Origin of the sequence: Nanchangia anserum, from assembly GCF_015240065.1 — a bacterium.
Classification (GTDB): Bacteria; Actinomycetota; Actinomycetes; order Actinomycetales; family Actinomycetaceae; genus Nanchangia; species Nanchangia anserum.
Map to the genome: position 1 here is coordinate 440,353 of NZ_CP060506.1, position 17,645 is coordinate 457,997.

Annotated in this window: 15 protein-coding genes, 1 tRNA gene and 1 pseudogene; 16 read left to right on the forward strand and 1 reads right to left on the reverse strand. The window is 67.9% G+C overall.

Annotated elements, in window-relative coordinates:
* The first annotated feature begins 1 nt into the window (after position 1).
* The 15 genes and pseudogenes from H8R18_RS02000 (at position 2) to H8R18_RS02070 (ending at position 15,132) form a co-directional block, all read left to right on the forward strand.
* Positions 2–1,321 (forward strand): hemolysin family protein, encoded by a 1,320-nt coding sequence (locus tag H8R18_RS02000; RefSeq protein WP_227712841.1) that lies wholly within the window; start codon positions 2–4, stop codon positions 1,319–1,321.
* Positions 1,314–2,351: a hemolysin family protein gene (locus tag H8R18_RS02005; RefSeq protein ID WP_191072150.1), complete on the forward strand. Its 1,038-nt coding sequence runs from the start codon at positions 1,314–1,316 to the stop codon at positions 2,349–2,351. The genes H8R18_RS02000 and H8R18_RS02005 overlap by 8 nt, the downstream gene beginning before the upstream one ends.
* 86 nt (positions 2,352–2,437) lie before the next feature.
* Positions 2,438–3,256, forward strand: coding sequence for a M23 family metallopeptidase (locus tag H8R18_RS02010; RefSeq protein WP_191072149.1), 819 nt, complete (start codon positions 2,438–2,440; stop codon positions 3,254–3,256).
* Positions 3,256–3,528: a glycerophosphodiester phosphodiesterase gene (locus tag H8R18_RS02015; protein WP_227712842.1), complete on the forward strand. Its 273-nt coding sequence runs from the start codon at positions 3,256–3,258 to the stop codon at positions 3,526–3,528. Before H8R18_RS02010 ends, H8R18_RS02015 begins: the two co-directional genes overlap by 1 nt.
* Positions 3,480–3,971, forward strand: a complete 492-nt coding sequence (locus H8R18_RS02020; RefSeq protein WP_194189346.1) for a glycerophosphodiester phosphodiesterase family protein — start codon at positions 3,480–3,482, stop codon at positions 3,969–3,971. Before H8R18_RS02015 ends, H8R18_RS02020 begins: the two co-directional genes overlap by 49 nt.
* 37 nt (positions 3,972–4,008) lie before the next feature.
* Positions 4,009–4,466, forward strand: a pseudogene (locus tag H8R18_RS02025) (ribose-5-phosphate isomerase).
* Between the two features lie 43 nt (positions 4,467–4,509).
* Positions 4,510–4,585, forward strand: a tRNA-Arg gene (locus tag H8R18_RS02030).
* 59 nt (positions 4,586–4,644) lie between these two features.
* Positions 4,645–5,892 carry an MFS transporter gene (locus H8R18_RS02035; protein ID WP_191072146.1) on the forward strand — a complete coding sequence of 416 codons (1,248 nt, stop codon included), beginning with the start codon at positions 4,645–4,647 and terminating at the stop codon, positions 5,890–5,892.
* Between the two features lie 59 nt (positions 5,893–5,951).
* Positions 5,952–7,631, forward strand: coding sequence for an arginine--tRNA ligase (gene argS, locus H8R18_RS02040; protein ID WP_191072145.1), 1,680 nt, complete (start codon positions 5,952–5,954; stop codon positions 7,629–7,631).
* A gap of 8 nt (positions 7,632–7,639) precedes the next feature.
* Positions 7,640–9,076: a diaminopimelate decarboxylase gene (lysA, locus tag H8R18_RS02045; protein WP_191072144.1), complete on the forward strand. Its 1,437-nt coding sequence runs from the start codon at positions 7,640–7,642 to the stop codon at positions 9,074–9,076.
* Positions 9,077–9,113: 37 nt separating this feature from the next.
* Positions 9,114–10,406: a homoserine dehydrogenase gene (locus H8R18_RS02050; RefSeq protein ID WP_191072143.1), complete on the forward strand. Its 1,293-nt coding sequence runs from the start codon at positions 9,114–9,116 to the stop codon at positions 10,404–10,406.
* 2 nt (positions 10,407–10,408) lie between these two features.
* Positions 10,409–11,509, forward strand: coding sequence for a threonine synthase (gene thrC / locus H8R18_RS02055; protein ID WP_191072142.1), 1,101 nt, complete (start codon positions 10,409–10,411; stop codon positions 11,507–11,509).
* Between the two features lie 2 nt (positions 11,510–11,511).
* The gene (gene thrB, locus H8R18_RS02060) at positions 11,512–12,402 is read left to right on the forward strand and encodes a homoserine kinase (RefSeq protein ID WP_191072141.1); all 891 of its coding nucleotides are present in this window, start codon (positions 11,512–11,514) and stop codon (positions 12,400–12,402) included.
* Positions 12,403–12,609: 207 nt separating this feature from the next.
* Positions 12,610–14,349 (forward strand): transcription termination factor Rho, encoded by a 1,740-nt coding sequence (rho, locus tag H8R18_RS02065; protein WP_191072140.1) that lies wholly within the window; start codon positions 12,610–12,612, stop codon positions 14,347–14,349.
* Positions 14,350–14,457: 108 nt separating this feature from the next.
* Positions 14,458–15,132, forward strand: a complete 675-nt coding sequence (locus tag H8R18_RS02070) for a uracil-DNA glycosylase (RefSeq protein WP_191072139.1) — start codon at positions 14,458–14,460, stop codon at positions 15,130–15,132.
* A 46-nt stretch (positions 15,133–15,178) separates the two neighbouring features.
* On the opposite strand, the gene H8R18_RS02075 is transcribed toward H8R18_RS02070, so the two are convergent.
* Positions 15,179–15,721 (reverse strand): LytR C-terminal domain-containing protein, encoded by a 543-nt coding sequence (locus H8R18_RS02075; RefSeq protein WP_191072138.1) that lies wholly within the window; start codon positions 15,719–15,721, stop codon positions 15,179–15,181.
* Positions 15,722–15,993: 272 nt separating this feature from the next.
* Between H8R18_RS02075 and groL the strand changes: the two genes are divergently transcribed.
* Positions 15,994–17,619, forward strand: coding sequence for a chaperonin GroEL (gene groL, locus H8R18_RS02080; RefSeq protein WP_191072137.1), 1,626 nt, complete (start codon positions 15,994–15,996; stop codon positions 17,617–17,619).
* Positions 17,620–17,645: the final 26 nt, after the last annotated feature.

Consider the following 17,645-nt stretch of genomic DNA (forward strand, 5'->3'; position numbering starts at 1 on the left):
GGTGCTTAGTCTGCTCGGCCAGATCCTCCTCGGGATCGTCCTCACCGTCGGCACCGGCCTCTTTGTCGCCGCCGAATTCGCCCTCGTCGCCACCGATCCCGTCAAAGCCGAGCGCCGCGCCGCCGAAGGCGATCGGCGAGCGGGCGGGGTCGTGGCTGCGATGCGTCACCTGTCGACGCAGCTCTCGGGCGCCCAGGTCGGTATCACCGTGACGACAATCCTGCTCGGCTACACGACCCAGGTCGCCCTCACCGACGCGCTTGCCGACTGGCTCGGCTCGCTCGGGTTGGCGGCGGCTGTGGCCACGTCGATTGGCGTCGTCGCCGCCCTCGTCATCGTCAACGCCTTCTCGATGGTCTTTGGCGAACTCGTCCCGAAGAATCTCGCCCTGTCGGATCCCCTGCGCATTGCTGGCGCAGTCGTACCGCTGCATAAGGCCTTCACGTGGGTGTTCACCCCGGTCATCGCCTCGATGAACGCTGCCGCCAACTGGTTCGTGCGCGGGCTCGGCGTGGAACCGGCCGAGGAATTGTCCTCCGCGCGCTCGGCGTCGGAGTTGGCGGCCATCGTTCGCCACTCCGCCGAGGAGGGGACGCTGGACACCTCGACGGCGACGCTGTTCACGCGCTCGGTTGCCATCAGCGATCTCACCGCCGTCGACGTCATGCAGCCGCGCGTGAACATGGTGGCCCTGCCCGCGTCCGCCACGGCCCAAGACGTCATCGAGCGCGCCGTCGAGACCGGGCACTCGCGCTTTCCCGTCTACGAATCCGATCCCGACGACATCATCGGCCTCGTCCATCTGCGCCGCGCGATTGCCGTGCCGTTCGAGCGCCGCGGCGACGTTCCCGTCGTCTCGTCCTCCCTGCTCGCCGAGGCCCCGCGCGTGCCCGAAACGGTGGCGCTGGCACCGCTGCTCGTCGCGCTGCGCGAGGACGGGCTGCAGATGGCCCTCGTCGTCGACGAGTACGGCGGCACCTCGGGGGTGGTCACCCTCGAAGACGTCGTTGAGGAGATCGTCGGTGACGTCGCCGACGAGCACGACCCGCGCCGGCGCGGGGTCAAGATCAGCGAGGACGGCGGCTGGGACGTCGCCGGCACGCTGCGCCCCGACGAAATCAGCCGACTCATCGGGGTCGTCCTGCCCGATGACGGCCCCTACGAGACCATCGCCGGCCTCGTCCTCACCGAGTTGGGGCGGGTCCCCGTCGTCGGTGACACCGTCGAGGTCGCCGGCTGCCGGTTGAGCGTGCGGCGCACAGAGGGTCGGCGCATCGCCGCGGTGGGCATCGTCCCGGGCGAGGAGGTGAGCAGTGAGTAGCACGGTCTCGCTCATCGTCGCCGTCGTGTTGTTGGCAATCAACGCCTTCTTCGTCGCTGGCGAATTCTGCGTCACCTCCTCGCGCAAGGCCCAAATCGATCCCCTCGTCGATCAGGGACGACGCGGCGCCGGCGCGGCTCAATGGGCGCTGGAAAACGTCTCCCTTATGCTCGCCGTCACCCAGCTGGGCATCACCCTGGCGTCGACGGGGCTGGGGGCGGTTGCCGAACCCGCGCTCGCCCACGTCATCGAGGCACCCCTGGCGGCGATCGGGGCGCCAAGCGGCGCGGCCCACGCCGTCGCCTTCGTCGTTGCCCTCGTCATCGTCGTCGTCTGCCACATCCTGTTTGGCGAGATGATTCCGAAGAACCTCACGGTCTCGGCGCCCGTTCCCGTCGTGCTCGCGCTCGCTCCCACGCTCGTGCGCATCGCTCGCGTACTGCGTCCCGTCGTGCGCGTGCTCAACGCCTTTGCGAATGCGTGCGTGCGCCTGAGCGGGCACACCCCGCGCGACGAGGTGTCCTCGACGTTCACCGTCGAGGAGGTTCAGGCCATCGTCGAGCGCTCGGCCGAGGTTGGGGCCCTCGACGACGACCTCGGGCTGCTGTCGGGGACGTTGGAGTTCTCCGAGGAGAGTGTGGCCGACGCCATGGTTGGTCTCGACCGGCTCTACACGCTGTCTGTCGGCTGCACGCCCGGTGACGTCGAGCGCGCGGTGGCGAAAACGGGTTTTTCTCGCTTCCCCGTCATCGATGAGGAGGGTCGCCTCATCGGCTACCTCCACCTCAAGGACGTCCTCTACGCCTCGGTGGGGGGCGAACGCGACGAGCCGGTGCCGTCGTGGCGCATCCGCGGTCTGCCGGTTGCCCGCGTCGACGACGAAGTCGAGGACGCCCTCGCCCTCATGCAGAAGTCCGGCGTTCACCTGGCCAAAGTTCTTCGCGGCGACGACGTCGTTGGCGTCATTTTCCTCGAGGACATCCTCGAAGAACTCGTCGGGGAAGTCCGCGACGCCATGCCGCGAACGTGATCTTCGCCAAAAAGTGTCCACATCGTTACGGGTTTGTTATCTTGGCTTCAGCGACCACAACGTCCCATCGTGATAAAGGCGGTTCTATGCGTGAGGACACCCGCGCCCATGCGGCAAGCAGCGGCCAGCACTCGGCTCGACGCGAACCGAAGCATCGCCGCTCGAAGGTGGCCTCGCGACTGTCTCTCCTGACACTGCTTGGCGTGACGACCGTCGCCCTGCCGCTGTCCGGCTTCGTCACCCCGGGAATGAGCCAGACCGTCCCCACGCGCGCCGTTACCGTTGCGACGCAGACCTCGTGGGTCGACGTGGAAAACGCCTCCTCGGACGTCGAGGGTGATCCCCTCAAGGCCGAGCCCGCCGCGCGCACGCGGGCGCGCCTGCAAGAAGCGGTTGGGCAGTGCCCGACCAACGTCGGGGCCTCGGGCGAGGCGGCCGCGGTCGCTCTCGATACCTCCGACATCGTCTACTTCCCCCTGGCCCGCGGGACCTTCTCCGTGTCCTCGCCCTTCGGCTACCGCGTCCACCCGATCTTCCACACGGTCCGCCTGCACGCGGGTGCGGACTTCTCGGCCCCCTCGGGCACCGACGTCCACGCGGCGGCTCGGGGCGTCGTCGACTACGTGGGTCGCCAGGCCGGCTCGGGCAACATGGTGCGGATCAAGCACGACGTGGGCGGGGAGTCCTTCTACACCGTCTACATGCATCTCGTTGACGGCGGCACGGTCGTGACCCAGGGCCAGCAGGTCGAGGCGGGGCAGGTCATCTCGCACGTGGGATCGACGGGTAACTCCACCGGTGCCCACCTCCACTTTGAAGTCCACCCGACGCTGAACGAGCCGATCGATCCGGTGCCGTGGCTGAAGTCGCACCACTCGGTTTACGTGGGCGAGGAATGCCAGTAGTGCATCGCCTCATTCCCTACGCCCATCGCGGGGGCGCGGGCGAGGTCGTCGAAAACTCTGACATCGCGGTCGCGCGCACGGCCGCTCGGGCAGGGTGGCGGCTGGAAACCGACGTCCGGCTCAGCGCCGACGGCCACATCGTGTTGAGCCACGACGCGAACCTGCGCCGGGCCTGGGGGTCGACATTGACGTTGCGGGCGCTACGTGGGACGAGCTCGCCGCCGTGCGCGGCCCCGACGGAGAGCACCTCATCCGGCTGGTCGACGTCTTAGCGAGCTACCCCGAGCTGTGGATCAACATCGAACCCAAGGATGACGCGGTCGTCGCCCCGCTCGTCGCGGCGATCCGCGATGCCGGGGCGCAGCGACGCGTCATCGTGTCGTCGTTTCACTCCCGCCGAATCCGCCGCCTGCGCCGGCTCGCCCCCGAGATTCCCACCGGCGCGACGCCGGGGATCGTCGCGGCACTTGTCATCGGCTCCCAGCTGACGATTGATGTCCCCGTTCGCGGCTGCGTTGCCGTGCAGATTCCGCCGACGTGGAACGGCCTTCCCGTCCTCACCCGGCGCCTCGTGTGCGCCGCTCACCGGCGCGGCATCGAGGTGCACGTGTGGACCATCGACGATGCGGTCGAGATGCGTCGCCTCATCGATCTCGGCGTCGACGCCATCATGACGGACTATCCCGATCGGCTCGCACACATTCTCGATCGCTAGGTCCGTGCGGGTACGCCGCGGCGGATAGGCTGGGCGCATGAAGATCTTCGTTGCCTCCGATCACGCCGGTTTCGACCTCAAAGCGCAGCTGTGTGCGCACCTGAGCGCGCACGGCCACGACGTCACCGACGTCGGCCCGGCCAGCTACGATCCCGAGGACGACTACCCGGCGTTTTGTATTGCGTGCGGCGAGCAGGTGGTCGCCCATCCCGGTTCCCTTGGCGTCGTCATCGGTGGCTCCGGTAATGGCGAACAGATCGCGGCCAACCTCGTCGACGGGTGCGGTGCGCGCTCGCGTGGAACCTCGTGACCGCGCGGCTGGCTCGCCAGCACAACGACGCCAACGTGGTCTCGATCGGCGCTCGCATGCACACCGAGGACGAGGCCGTGGCCATTGTCGACGCCTTCCTCGCCGAGGCCTTCTCGGGCGAGGAACGCCATTCGCGTCGCATCGCGCAGCTCGCCGACTACGAGGCCCAGCGCCAGACTCGCTAGGTTTCCCCACGCCCAACCGCGGTGCTAAGCTGGTCCGCGGTTAGCCCCGATAGCTCAGTGGATAGAGCGTTTGCCTCCGGAGCAAAAGGTCGCAGGTTCGAATCCTGTTCGGGGCACCAACCCTGTCGCGCGTGATCGCGGCGGGGATTCGGCTATGTGAAGCGTGTCCACCTCATTCGTGATCTGGAGAACCGTGCGCACCTATCTGGAATTGTTGCGCCTGCCCGGCGCCTGGCAGTTTTCGCTTGCGGGATTTGTCGCGCGCTATCCCATGGCCATGATGGCGATGTCCGTCGCCCTGGCGATTCCGGTGATCTACGGCAATTACACGTTGGCGGGTCAGATTGCGGCAGCCAACATCATTGCCTTCTCCCTGGGGGCTCCGGTGCTCGCTCGCCTCGTCGACAGGTACGGGCAGTGGCGGGTGTTGTCGAAGACCGTTCCGGCGTTCGGCATCTTCCTCCTGCTGCTCGCCGGCCTCATCGCCGCCCACGTTGACGGGTGGATCCTCGTCATCGCGGCGATTCCCGTGGGCGCGTTTTCGGGGGCCTTGGGGGCGATGGTGCGCGCGCGCTGGGCAACTAAGGTCAGCGGGCCGGGGCAACTGACCCAGGCCTTCGCCTTCGAGGCCGCGCTTGACGAGGCCGCGTTCGCAACCGGCCCCATGTTCGCCACGTTGCTCGTCACGTCCGTGCATCCGCTCGCCGGGCTCATCGCGTGCGCGCTTATCCAAGTTGTCGGCGGCTTCGCCCTCATCGTTCAGCGCGGCAGCGAGCCGGCACCGCAACCGCGCGTGACAGAGATCCACACGGGGTCGGTGCTGCGGTCGAAGGCGATCGTCATTCTCGGCGTGACGTACGCGTTTGCCGGAGCCATCTTCGGTGCGCTCGATTTGGCGACCGTCGCGTTCGCGACCGAACACGGGGCGCGCCCGCTCGCCGGTGTGCTGCTGGGAATCGTCGCGGCGGGCTCGCTCATCGGCGCCCTCGTCTATGGCTCTCGCGTGTGGCCGCTGTCGCAGGGGCGGCTGTTCGTCGTCGGCATTACCCTGATGGCCGCCGGCAACATGGTCATTCTGCTCGTGCATTCGATGGCGACGTTCGCCCTCGTCATGTTCGTCATGGGGTTGACCATCGCCCCGACGATGACGAACGTCAATGCGATGGTTCAGCGCATCGTCCATCCCTCGCAGCTGACCGAAGGGCTGACGTGGCTGTCGACGTTCATGAACCTCGGCGTCGCCGTTGGTGCCGCGTGCGGAGGCCGGATGGTCGATCTCCACGGCGCGCGCGGGGGCTGCTACGTCGTTGCCCTGTCGGCGCTGGCGACCCTCATCGTCGGAATCGGCGGCGCCGGTTGGTTGCGGACGTCGCTGCACAAGGCCGACGAGCGCCGGCGCACCGTGTGGGAGCAGCGTCACGAGTAGGCGGGCACGGGCTTGGCGAGAATCGTAGTTCGCCCCGCGGGGGCTGTAGTCTGTCGACCATGACTCCTGACGCACTTGCTGAGAAGATCCGTTGTGCCCTGGTCGACCTCGTCTCCGCCGGCCGTCTCGATCTCGACGTCGAGGCGATTCCCTCCCCAGTCAAGGTCGAGCGTCCCCGTTCGCGCGAACACGGCGACTGGGCGACGAACGTTGCTCTTCAGCTCGGCAAGCGCGCAGGCACGACTCCGCGCGACCTCGCGGCGATGATCGCCGAGGCGATCGGCGATGACGAGGGCATCGACGCCGTCGAGGTCGCCGGCCCCGGCTTCCTCAACATCACGCTGTCGGCGGCCTCGGCCGGTGAACTGGCGCGGACCATCCTCGACACCGGGCCACAGTGGGGCCGCTCGACGGCACTGCGCGACCTCGCGGTCAACCTCGAGTTCGTCTCGGCCAACCCGACGGGTCCGATCCACCTGGGCGGGGCCCGGTGGGCCGCCGTGGGCGACACGCTCGCGCGCGTCATGGAGGCGTGTGGAGCTGACGTGACACGGGAGTACTACTTCAACGACCACGGCAGCCAAATCGACAGGTTCTCCTCGTCGCTGCTGGCGGCCGCACGCGGCGAAGACGTCCCCGAGGATGGCTACGGCGGCGACTACATCGGCGAGATCGCCCAGCAGGTGCGCGACGACGAGGTGGCGGCGGGCCGCCCGGATCCCGTCGATCTCGACGACGCCCAGGCCCAGGAGGTCTTCCGCGCTCGCGGGGTCGAGCTCATGTTCGCCCAGATCAAGGACAAGCTCGTCGAATTCGGCGTCAACTTCGACGTGTTCTTCCACGAGGAAACTCTCCACCGCTCCGGTGCCGTCGACCGCTCGATCCAGCGGTTGCGTGACGCCGGCGCCGTCTACGAGGCCGATGGGGCCGTGTGGCTGCGCACGTCGCAGTTCGCCGACGACAAGGACCGCGTCCTCATCAAGTCCGATGGCGAGGCCGCCTACTTCGCCGCCGACACCGCCTACTACCTCGACAAGCGCGAGCGCGGGGCCGACTGCTGCATCTACCTGCTGGGAGCCGATCACCACGGCTACATTGGCCGCATGATGGCGATGTGTGAGGCCTACGGCGACAAAGCCGGCGACAACATGCAGATCATCATCGGTCAGCTGGTGAACCTCGTGAAGGACGGCAAGCCCGTGCGCATGTCCAAGCGCGCCGGCAACGTCGTCACGCTCGACGACCTGGTCGACGCCGTCGGCGTCGACGCCGCGCGTTACGCGCTCGTGCGCTCGTCGATGGACCAGGCCCTCGACATCGACCTCGATCAGCTGGCCTCACACTCGAATGACAATCCCGTCTACTACGTGCAATACGCCCACGCGCGCACGTGCAGCGTCGCGACGAACGCAGCCGAGCATGAGGTCAGCCGCGACGCCGGGTTCACCCCGGCGGCCCTCGATACGGCGGCCGACTCCGAGCTGCTGGGCGTCCTCGCGCGCTTCCCCGCGATCGTCGCCCAGGCTGGGGAGCTGCGCGAACCGCACCGCGTCGCCCACTACCTCGAAGACGTCGCCGCGGCCTATCACGCGTGGTATGCCAAGTGCCGCGTGACCCCACGCGCGGGAGAAGAGGTCAACGCCGGGCACGTGGCTCGCCTGTGGCTCAACGACGCCGTGCGCCAGGTGCTCGCCAACGGCCTGAACCTGCTGGGGGTTTCGGCTCCCGAGAAGATGTAGGTGAGGTCATGAGCGGCACCCACGCACCGATCGACACCGCTGTTCGCGCCGATCTCGTCTGCCCCGAGCCGGCCGCGCGCCCGGACCTGTGGCCCGCCGGCACCTATCGGCGCGAGGACGGAGTTCTCGTCGTCGGCGGTCTCGCCCTCACCGAGCTCGCCGAATCGACCCCGACGTTCGTGTGGGACACCGCGGATTTCGCCGCCCGCGCACGTCGTTGGGCCGAGGCGATGAACGAGGCATTCGACGGGCGCGCGCACGTCCACTACGCCGCGAAGGCCTTCCTATGTGCCCGTGCGGTTCACCTGGCGAATGATGCGGGGCTGGGGATTGATACGGCCTCGGCGGGCGAGCTCGAGTGCGCTCTGCGTGCGGGAGCGACCCCGGAACTCGTCGGGTTGCACGGAAATAACAAACTCGACGCCGAGATCGATCGGGCAATCACGGCGGGGATCGGCCGCATTATTGTCGACTCACTCGACGAAATCGACGTGCTCGAAGAACGCGCTCGCGCCTGCGGGCTGAGCGACGTTCCCGTCATGGTGCGCGTGACCTCGGGGGTGCATGCAGGGGGCCACGAGTTCATCGCGACGGCGCACGAGGACCAGAAGTTCGGACTCTCGCTCAGCGGTGCCGCGGCGCAGGCCGCGCGACGCGTCGAGGCCTCTGACGTGCTGCGCCTCATCGGTCTGCACTCTCATATTGGCTCCCAAATCTTCGCCATCGAAGGTTTCGCCGAGGCGGCCTCGCGGTTGCTCGAGCTGGTTGCCGACCTCGCCGAGGAGGGCATCACGATCGACGAGCTCGATCTCGGCGGCGGCCTGGGCATCGCCTACACGGGTGCAGACCCCTGCCCACCGCACCCGCGCGAGGTTGCCGCCGCGCTGCGGGCGAGTCTCGAGGAGTCGGCGGCAATGCGTGGAATCGCTTTGCCTCGGGTCTCGATCGAGCCGGGTCGCTCAATCGCGGGTCCCAGCCAGATCATGTTGTACACGATCGGCACCATCAAGGATCAGCCGGTGGACGAGGGCCAGGTGCGGACCTACGTGTCGATCGACGGTGGCATGAGCGACAACATTCGCCCGGCCCTCTACGGCGCCGCCTACACGGCGACGCTGGCTAATCGCGCGAGTGCGGCGCCGCTGAGGCGCTGCCGGGTCGTCGGGCGCCACTGTGAGTCGGGCGATATCGTCATTCACGACGTGTGCCTGCCCGCCGATATCCGTCGCGGCGACCTCCTGGCCGTTCCCGCGGTCGGCGCCTACGGTCACGCGATGGCCTCGAACTACAACATGCTCACCAGGCCCGGCGTCATCGCCGTTGCCGATGGGGAAGCCGAGACGGTCATTGCACGAGAAACTGTCGACGACGTCCTGCGCCGCGATCGCGATCTGGTCGCGTCCGCGGATAAGACGGCGGGGACGCCCGAGCGCATGAGTGGATAGGGTGAGGGCAAGACACCCCGACGAATCAAGGGAAGCCATGAGTCTCGACACCGTGAAAATCGCCGTTCTCGGATGCGGAACGGTCGGTAGCCAGGTCGTTCGTCTGCTTGCTGAGCGCGGCGGTGACTACGCGGCCCGGTGCGGGGCGCACGTTGAGGTCAGCGGGATCGCCGTGCGTGACATCGATGCCCCTCGCCCCGACTGGATCGACCGCGACAAACTAACGGTCGACGCCGACGCCCTCATCGATGACGCCGACATCGTCATCGAACTCATCGGCGGAATTGAGCCCGCGCGCACGTGGGTGCTACGCGCCCTGCGGGCCGGGGCCACCGTCGTCACCGGCAACAAGGCGCTGCTGGCCAGCCACGGCCCCGAACTCCACGACGCCGCGCGCGAGAGCGGCGCGAGCCTCTACTTCGAGGCGGCGGTTGCCGGCGCGGTCCCCGTTGTCTACGGACTGCGCGAATCGCTGGCGGGGGACCGGGTCGAGGGCGTGCTCGGCATCGTCAACGGGACGACGAACTACATCCTCGACCAGATGGCGACCCATGGGTGGAGCTACGACGAGGCGCTCGCGCGGGCGCAGGAACTCGGCTACGCCGAGGCCGACCCGACGGCCGACGTCGACGGTCTCGACGCCGCCGCCAAGTGCGCCATCCTCGCATCCCTCGCCTTCCACACGCGCGTCGGCATCGATGACGTCGCGGTCGAGGGCGTCCGCTCGATCACCCCGGCCGACATCGCCGCCGCCAAGCGGGCCGGTGGAGTCATCAAGCTGCTCGCCCACGCCCGCCGCGTGCGCACGGATGAGGGCGAGGCGGTGTCCGTGCACGTGGCCCCGACCCTCGTCTCGACGGCGAACCCGCTCGCGAGCGTATCGGGTGCGTTCAATGCCGTCGTCATCGACGCCGAGGCCGCGGGCCGCCTGATGTTTTACGGCCAGGGCGCGGGCGGGGTACAGACGGCGTCGGCAGTCCTCTCCGACGTCGTCGCCGCGGCCACGCACATCGCTCACGGCGGCTCGGCTCCGCGCGAATCGGCCTATGAATCGCTGCCGATCCTGCCGGCCAGCCAGGTCACCGGCGAGTTCCAGCTGCGCTTCGCTGTTCCCGATCGCACGGGCGTCCTCGCCGAGATCGCCGGGATCTTCGCCGCTCACGGCATCTCCATTGCCGCGCTCGAGCAGACCTGCGAGGACGACACCGAATCGACCCTGACACTGACGACCCACCACTCCACCCGCTCGGCCATTGACGCCGCGCTCGACGAACTGACACACACCGACAGCGTCACCCGCGTGATCGCGGTGATGATGAGGGAGGCATAACAATGGCACAGCCCTGGCGCGGCCTGCTGGCCGAATACGCGGATCGACTGCCGCTCGAGGCCGAGGACACCCCGATCACCCTGGGGGAGGGCGGCACGCCGCTCGTCAAGTCCGACCCCCTCAGCGCCGAGGTCGGTGCCGAGGTCTACATCAAGGTCGAGGGTGCCAACCCGACCGGGTCGTTCAAGGACCGCGGGATGACGATGGCGATGACGAAGGTCGCCTCGTCCGGGTGCGAGATGGTCGCGTGCGCCTCCACCGGCAACACGTCCGCGTCGGCGGCCGCCTATGCCACGCGCGCTGGATTCTCGTGTGCCGTCGTTCTGCCCGCCGGCAAGATCGCGGCCGGCAAACTCGCCCAGGCGATCGTCCACGGCGCAACCCTCATCGCCGTCGACGGCAACTTTGACGACTGCCTGCGCATCGTCCGCGAGCTCACCCAGACCTACCCGGTGGCGCTCGTCAATTCCGTGAATCCCTACCGCCTCCAGGGGCAGAAGACGGCGGCGTTCGAAATCGTCGACGCCCTCGGCGACGCTCCCGACATTCACGTTCTGCCCGTTGGCAACGCCGGCAACATCTCGGCGTATTGGATGGGCTACAACGAGTACGCGGGCCGCACGACCGCGGCCTCGATCGACGATTCCGCGACGCGGCTTGAGGCCGTCGCGAGCCGTACCCCCCGGATGTGGGGCATCCAGGCCGCCGGCGCCGCCCCATTCGTCGCCGGCCACCCTGTCGCCGACCCGGAAACGGTGGCGACGGCCATTCGCATCGGTAACCCGGCCTCGTGGGACTATGCCGTCGCGGCTCGCGACGACTCCGATGGCCTCATCACGGCCGTGAGCGATGAGCAGATTCTCGACGCCCAGGCCATCCTCGCCGCAGAAACCGGGGTGTTCTGCGAACCGGCCTCGGCCGCTTCGGTTGCCGGTTTGCGCCACTTGGCTCAACAGGGACAGGTCCCCGAGGGCGCGCGAATCGTGTGCACGGTGACTGGCAACGGCCTGAAGGACACGGCAACGGCACTCGGTGATCGCGCGATCGATCCCGAGGTCATCGAACCTACGCTCGAGGCTGCCTGCCGCGCCCTGGGACTCTAACCATGGGTGTGACCGTGGAGTCGGCACGGGTGCGGGTCCCGGCGACGTCGGCGAATCTCGGGCCGGGATTCGACTCGCTGGGGTTGGCGCTCGACATCTACGACGAGGTCGAGGTTCGCACAACAGACGGCCCTAGCCGCGTCGACATCGTCGGCGAGGGTGCCGGCACGTTGGCAACGGACGAACGACATCTCGTCGTGCGGATGCTGCGCCTGGGCCTCGAGAGGGCGGGATGCCCCCAGGTCGGCGTCCACATGCGCTGTCACAACCGCATTCCTCATTCGCGGGGGATGGGCTCGTCCGCAGCCGCGATCGTCGCCGGGCTGGGACTCGCCGCTGTCCTCAGCGGGGGAGCGCTGAGCCGGGAGGACATTCTGTCGCTGGCCAGCCACGAGGAGGGCCACCCCGACAACGTCGCCCCGGCCATCTACGGCGGCCTCACCGTGTCGTGGACCGACGGCGAGGACGCGCGCACCCTACGGCTCGATCCACCGGAGCAGCTGCGTCTGAGCGTCCTCGTCCCCGGTGGCGAGCTCGCGACCGAGCGCGCACGCTCGCTGCTGCCGGCCAGTGTGCCCCACGCCGATGCCGCGTTCAACGCTGCGCGCGCGGCGCTGCTCGTCGCCTCGCTTGCCAGCGGCGGCGGCGATCTCATGGCGGCGACGGAAGACCGGCTCCACCAGCCCTACCGCCGCGACATCATGGCCGAGTCGCTCGAGCTCATGGACTCCCTGCGCGCACGTCGCTTCCCGGCGGTCGTCTCGGGTGCCGGGCCGAGCGTGCTCGTCTTCGCCCGTCTCGACGCCGAGGCCCGCGCGCATGTCGAGGCCGCCGACTTCCGCCTCATCGAGACGACGTGTCCGGCGAGCGGTCTCGAGATGACGACCGCGTGAGTGGGCAAGCTCACGCCAGCGGTGGTGCGGTGGCAGTGGGGGAATTGATACCCTTAGCTGCGACGAAGGGACGCTGCGCCCGATAGGTGCGACACCGCCGTGTGCCACCTTGTCGCTCACGAATGTTTCCTTGTCCAGCCCGTCGGTTACGGGTATTTTCTTCCAAGCGCCAGAACGCGCCTCATCAGTTACGTGAAGGACCACTTCATGACCGCACATCACCAGTCCGAGCTCGCCACGATGCGCGTGGGGGAGCTCAAGGCCCTCGCCGCGTCGTTGGGAATCCGCGGAACATCGCGGATGCGCAAGGGCGAGCTGGCTGCCGTCATCGCCGCCGCCGAGGCCACCGGTGCAAAGCCGCGCCCCGCCCGTGCAGCCGCCACCGCGTCGCCCGAGGAAACCCCCAGCCCCGCTGCCGAACGCGCGGCCGCCCATGATCAGTCTGAGAATCGCGACCAAGCGGAGGAATCGGCCGATGCCCAGAGCGGGCAGCGCCGTCGCCGCAGCCCGCGTCAGGGCGAGGGTGAGCGCGAGAGCGGTGCCGTTCTCGACGTCAAGGCCGCTTTGGCCGAAGAGCACACTGATGCGCCGGCCGCCTCGTCCGGTGCCCAGTCCCTCGACGAGATCGAGCTTCCCGACGGCGACGAGCGCGCGGGACGGCGTGAACGTCGTCGCGGCCGCGACGACGCGGGCTCGCGCCGAGGCCGGCGCGGACGTGGGCGCCGCGACCGCAATGAGCGCACCGATCGTGGTGAGCGCACCGGCGAGGGCCGCGACCGCGGCGAGCAGCGGTCTGCGCGCGAGGACGACGAGGTACTCGTGCCGATCGGCGGCGTCTTGGACGTCGAATCGAATCACGCGTTCGTGCGCACCTCCGGCTTCAACCCGGGCCAAAACGACGTCTACGTGACGCTGGGCCAGGTTCGCCGGTGGGGAATGCGCGCCGGGGATGCCGTTGTCGGCTATGTGCGCCCGCAGGGCGATCAGCCGAATAACCGGCGCCAAAAATACAACGCGCTCGTGCGCGTGGAGTCGATTTCGGGCATGAGTGTCGAGGAGGCACGCGAACGTCCCCACTTCAAGGACCTCGTTCCCCTCTACCCGAACGAACAGCTGCGCCTGGAGACGGCTCCGCGTCCGCTCGCCCCGCGTGTCATCGACATGCTCGCCCCGATTGGCAAGGGCCAGCGCGGCCTCATCGTGTCGCCGCCGAAGGCCGGCAAGACCATCATCCTCCAGCAGATCGCCCGCGCGATCCACCAGAACAACCCCGAGTGCAAGATCCTCGTTGTTCTCGTCGACGAGCGTCCCGAGGAAGTCACCGACATGACGCGCACGGTCGAGGGCGAGATCATTGCCTCCACCTTTGACCGTCCCGCTTCTGACCACACCCGCGTCGCCGAACTCGCCATCGAGCGGGCCAAGCGCCTGGTCGAGCTCGGGCACGACGTCGTCGTTCTGCTGGACTCGATCACCCGACTCGGTCGGGCCTACAACCTTGCGGCTCCGGCGTCGGGCCGGATCCTCTCGGGTGGTGTCGATGCCTCCGCGCTCTATCCGCCCAAGCGGTTCTTCGGCGCCGCCCGCAACGTCGAGAACGGCGGCTCGCTGACGATCCTCGCGACCGCGCTCGTCGAGACGGGGTCGAAGATGGACGAGGTCATCTTCGAGGAGTTCAAGGGCACCGGCAACATGGAACTGCGCCTGTCGCGCCAGCTTGCCGACAAGCGCCTGTTCCCGGCCGTCGACATGGATGCGTCCTCGACGCGACGCGAGGAACTCCTCTTGACGAAGGAGGAGCTGGCGATCGTGTGGAAGCTGCGGCGGATGCTCAGCGCCCTCGACACCCAGCAGGCCGCCGAGTTTGTCCTCTCCAAGCTCAAGGAGACGCAGTCGAATGCGGAGTTCCTCATGATGCTGTCGAAGATGGGGTCAATGCGCGACTAGCGTGACAACGGGTAGCAGCGGGGCGGGCCGATTGGTCCGCCCCGCTCGCGTTCGGCCCGCATGGGGCGCGGCTACACTGGAGGTCGTGAATTCGAGACAGGACGCGTCATGAGCGAGGGACCGGCACCGCTAGCCGACATCATCGATCCCGGGTGGGCGCGCGCACTGGCGCCGGTCGAGAGCGATATTCGCCGCCTCGGCGACATGCTCCGCGCCGAGAATGCCGCCGGTCGCGGCTACCTGCCGGCAGGCTCCGACGTGCTCCGGGCCTTCACCTACCCCTTCGACGACGTCAAGGTCCTCATCGTCGGGCAGGATCCCTATCCCACGCCCGGGCATCCCATGGGCCTGTCGTTTTCCGTCGCTCCAGGAATTGCGCCGCCGCGCTCGCTCGTTAACATCTTCACCGAGCTGGTCTCGGACATCGGCTGCGAGCGGCCGACGAGCGGAGATCTGACGCCGTGGTGCGAGCAGGGCGTCATGCTTCTCAACAGGGTGCTCACGGTGACGCCGGGCAAGCCGGCGTCGCACCAGGGGCGCGGCTGGGAACGCGTGACCGATCACGCGATCACGGCGCTCGTCCAACGCCAGGCTCCGCTGGTCGCGATTCTGTGGGGGCGCGCGGCGCAGTCGCTCAAGCCGCTGTTGCCGGGGGTGGCGACGATCGAATCGCCGCATCCGTCGCCGCTGTCGGCTTCGCGCGGCTTTTTCGGGTCACGACCGTTCAGTCGCGCGAACGAGGCGTTGCGGGAGCAGGGAGCACAACCGATCCGGTGGGGCTAAGCCCGCAGACAGGATCTGGCGCGACTAGCGAGCCAGCGTGGCCGGTTTACCTAGCTGAACTGGGCGAGTAGTCGGAGAGGAGGTAGACGGCAACTCCGTCGGGCATCTGGTAGCCCGCGGGCGTAGCCTCTACCGCCTGAATACCGAGAATCTTGGCCACGGCTTCGGCGGCGGCCTTGTGGTTCTCGGAGCTGTAATACACCGTCGTGTGCGAGATTCCGCGCGCCGCCGAATTTGTCGGATTAATGGAGGTAAACCCGTTGTCGGTGAGCTTGCCCGCCGCACTGGCCGCCAGCCCCTGAACGCCGGCGGCATTGTTGATGGTCACCGGGGTTGCCTTGTTGACCTCGGGCGTCGCGGGGGCCTGGGGCGCCTGGGTCGTCGCCGGTGGTGTCGAGGAGGCGTCGGAGGTGTCGCCTCCGCCCAGGACGACGGTGACGATGATCCACGCCAACACGGGAGCGGCAATGATGACGACGAGGAACGGCCAGGCGAGTTTGAGCCGGGAGACGGGCTGTCGGTGGGCACCGGCGGGCTGCGTGCCAGCGGCGCGATCGAACTCGTCCTCTTCATATTCCTTGGTCGTCACGCCTCGTACGCTACCGGCTTTCCCGCGCGGCGAGGTCTCGACACACCGCGGCGAATATGGCGCGCAGTTTCGCCGAGCGCCGAAGCGAGCGTTCAAATCTTGCACTCGCGCCCCAAGAGTGCCAAACTTCTGGTTAGCACTCATTCAGTACGAGTGATAAAACCACGGCACTCGATGAGGCCGTCCGAAGAGCGTGACCAGAACGCGATTGGGCCGGTCGTCCGTCGCGGGCATCGGGCGCCACGACCGCTAACGCGGAGGAATAGCAACCAATGGCAAAGATCATCGCTTTTGATGAGGAAGCACGCCGCGGGATGGAAGCCGGCCTCAACGTGCTGGCCGACACCGTGAAGAAGACCCTCGGTCCGCGCGGCCGCAACGTTGTCCTGGACAAGAAGTGGGGCGCCCCCACGATCACCAAGGACGGCGTGTCGGTGGCGAAGGAGATCGAGCTCGAGGATCCGTTCGAGAAGATCGGTGCCGAGCTGGTCAAGGAGGTCGCCAAGAAGACCGATGACGTCGCCGGTGACGGAACCACCACCGCGACCGTCCTCGCCCAGGCGATCGTTCGCGAGGGTCTGCGCAACGTCGTTGCCGGTGCGAACCCGATCGCCCTCAAGCGCGGCATCGACAAGGCCGTTGAGGCCGTCGTCGATCGCCTCCACGCCGACTCCAAGCCCGTCGAGACGCGCGATCAGATCGCCGCGACCGCCTCGATTTCGGCCAACGACGCCGAGATCGGTGAGCTGATCGCCGACGCGATGGAGGTCGTCAAGAATGAGGGCGTCATCACCGTCGAGGAGTCGAACACGTTCGGCACCCACCTCGAGACCACCGAGGGCATGCGCTTCGACCGCGGCTACCTCTCGGGCTACTTCGTGACCGACACGGACACGCAGGAAGCCGTCCTTGAGGAAGCCTACGTTCTTCTCGTCGACTCGAAGGTCTCGACGATCAAGGACCTGCTGCCGCTGCTCGAGAAGGTCATGCAGTCGGGCAAGCCGCTGCTCGTCATTGCCGAGGACGTCGACTCCGAGGCGCTGACGACGCTCGTCGTCAACAAGATCCGCGGCACCTTCAAGTCGGTTGCCGTCAAGGCGCCGGGCTTCGGCGATCGCCGCAAGGCCATGCTGCAGGACATGGCCATCCTCACGGGCGGCCAGGTCATCTCCGAGACCGTCGGCCTCTCGCTCGAGACGGCCGAGCTCGACATGCTGGGCAAGGCCCGCAAGATCATCGTCACGAAGGACGAGACGACGATCGTTGACGGCGCCGGCGCCAAGGAAGACATCGACGGACGCGTGGCCCAGATCCGCCAGGAGATCGAGAACACCGAGTCCGACTACGATCGCGAGAAGCTCGAGGAGCGTCTGGCCAAGCTTGCCGGCGGCGTCGCCGTCATCAAGTCGGGCGCGGCCACCGAGGTCGAGATGAAGGAGCGCAAGCACCGCATCGAGGACGCCGTGCGCAACGCCAAGGCAGCCGTCGAAGAGGGCATCGTCGCCGGCGGTGGCGTCGCCCTGCTGCAGTCGGGCACGAGCGCGATTGAGAAGCTCGAGCTCGAGGGCGACGAGGCGACGGGTGCGCAGATCGTGCGCGTGGCCCTGTCGGCTCCGCTCAAGCAGATCGTCGAGAACGCCGGCTACGAGGGTTCGGTCGTTGCCGAAAAGGTCTCGCAGCTGCCCGCGGGCGAAGGCTTCAACGCCGCGACGCTCGAGTACGAGAACCTGCTTGAGGGCGGCATTGCCGACCCCGTTAAGGTGACCCGCTCGGCGCTGCAGAACGCCGCATCGATCGCCGGGATGTTCCTGACGACCGAGGCCGTTGTTGCCGACAAGCCCGAGCCGCCGGCCCCCGAGGGTCCGGGTGCCGACGCCGGCATGGGCGGCATGTACTAAGCCGCTCGCGCGCTGACAACAGCGGG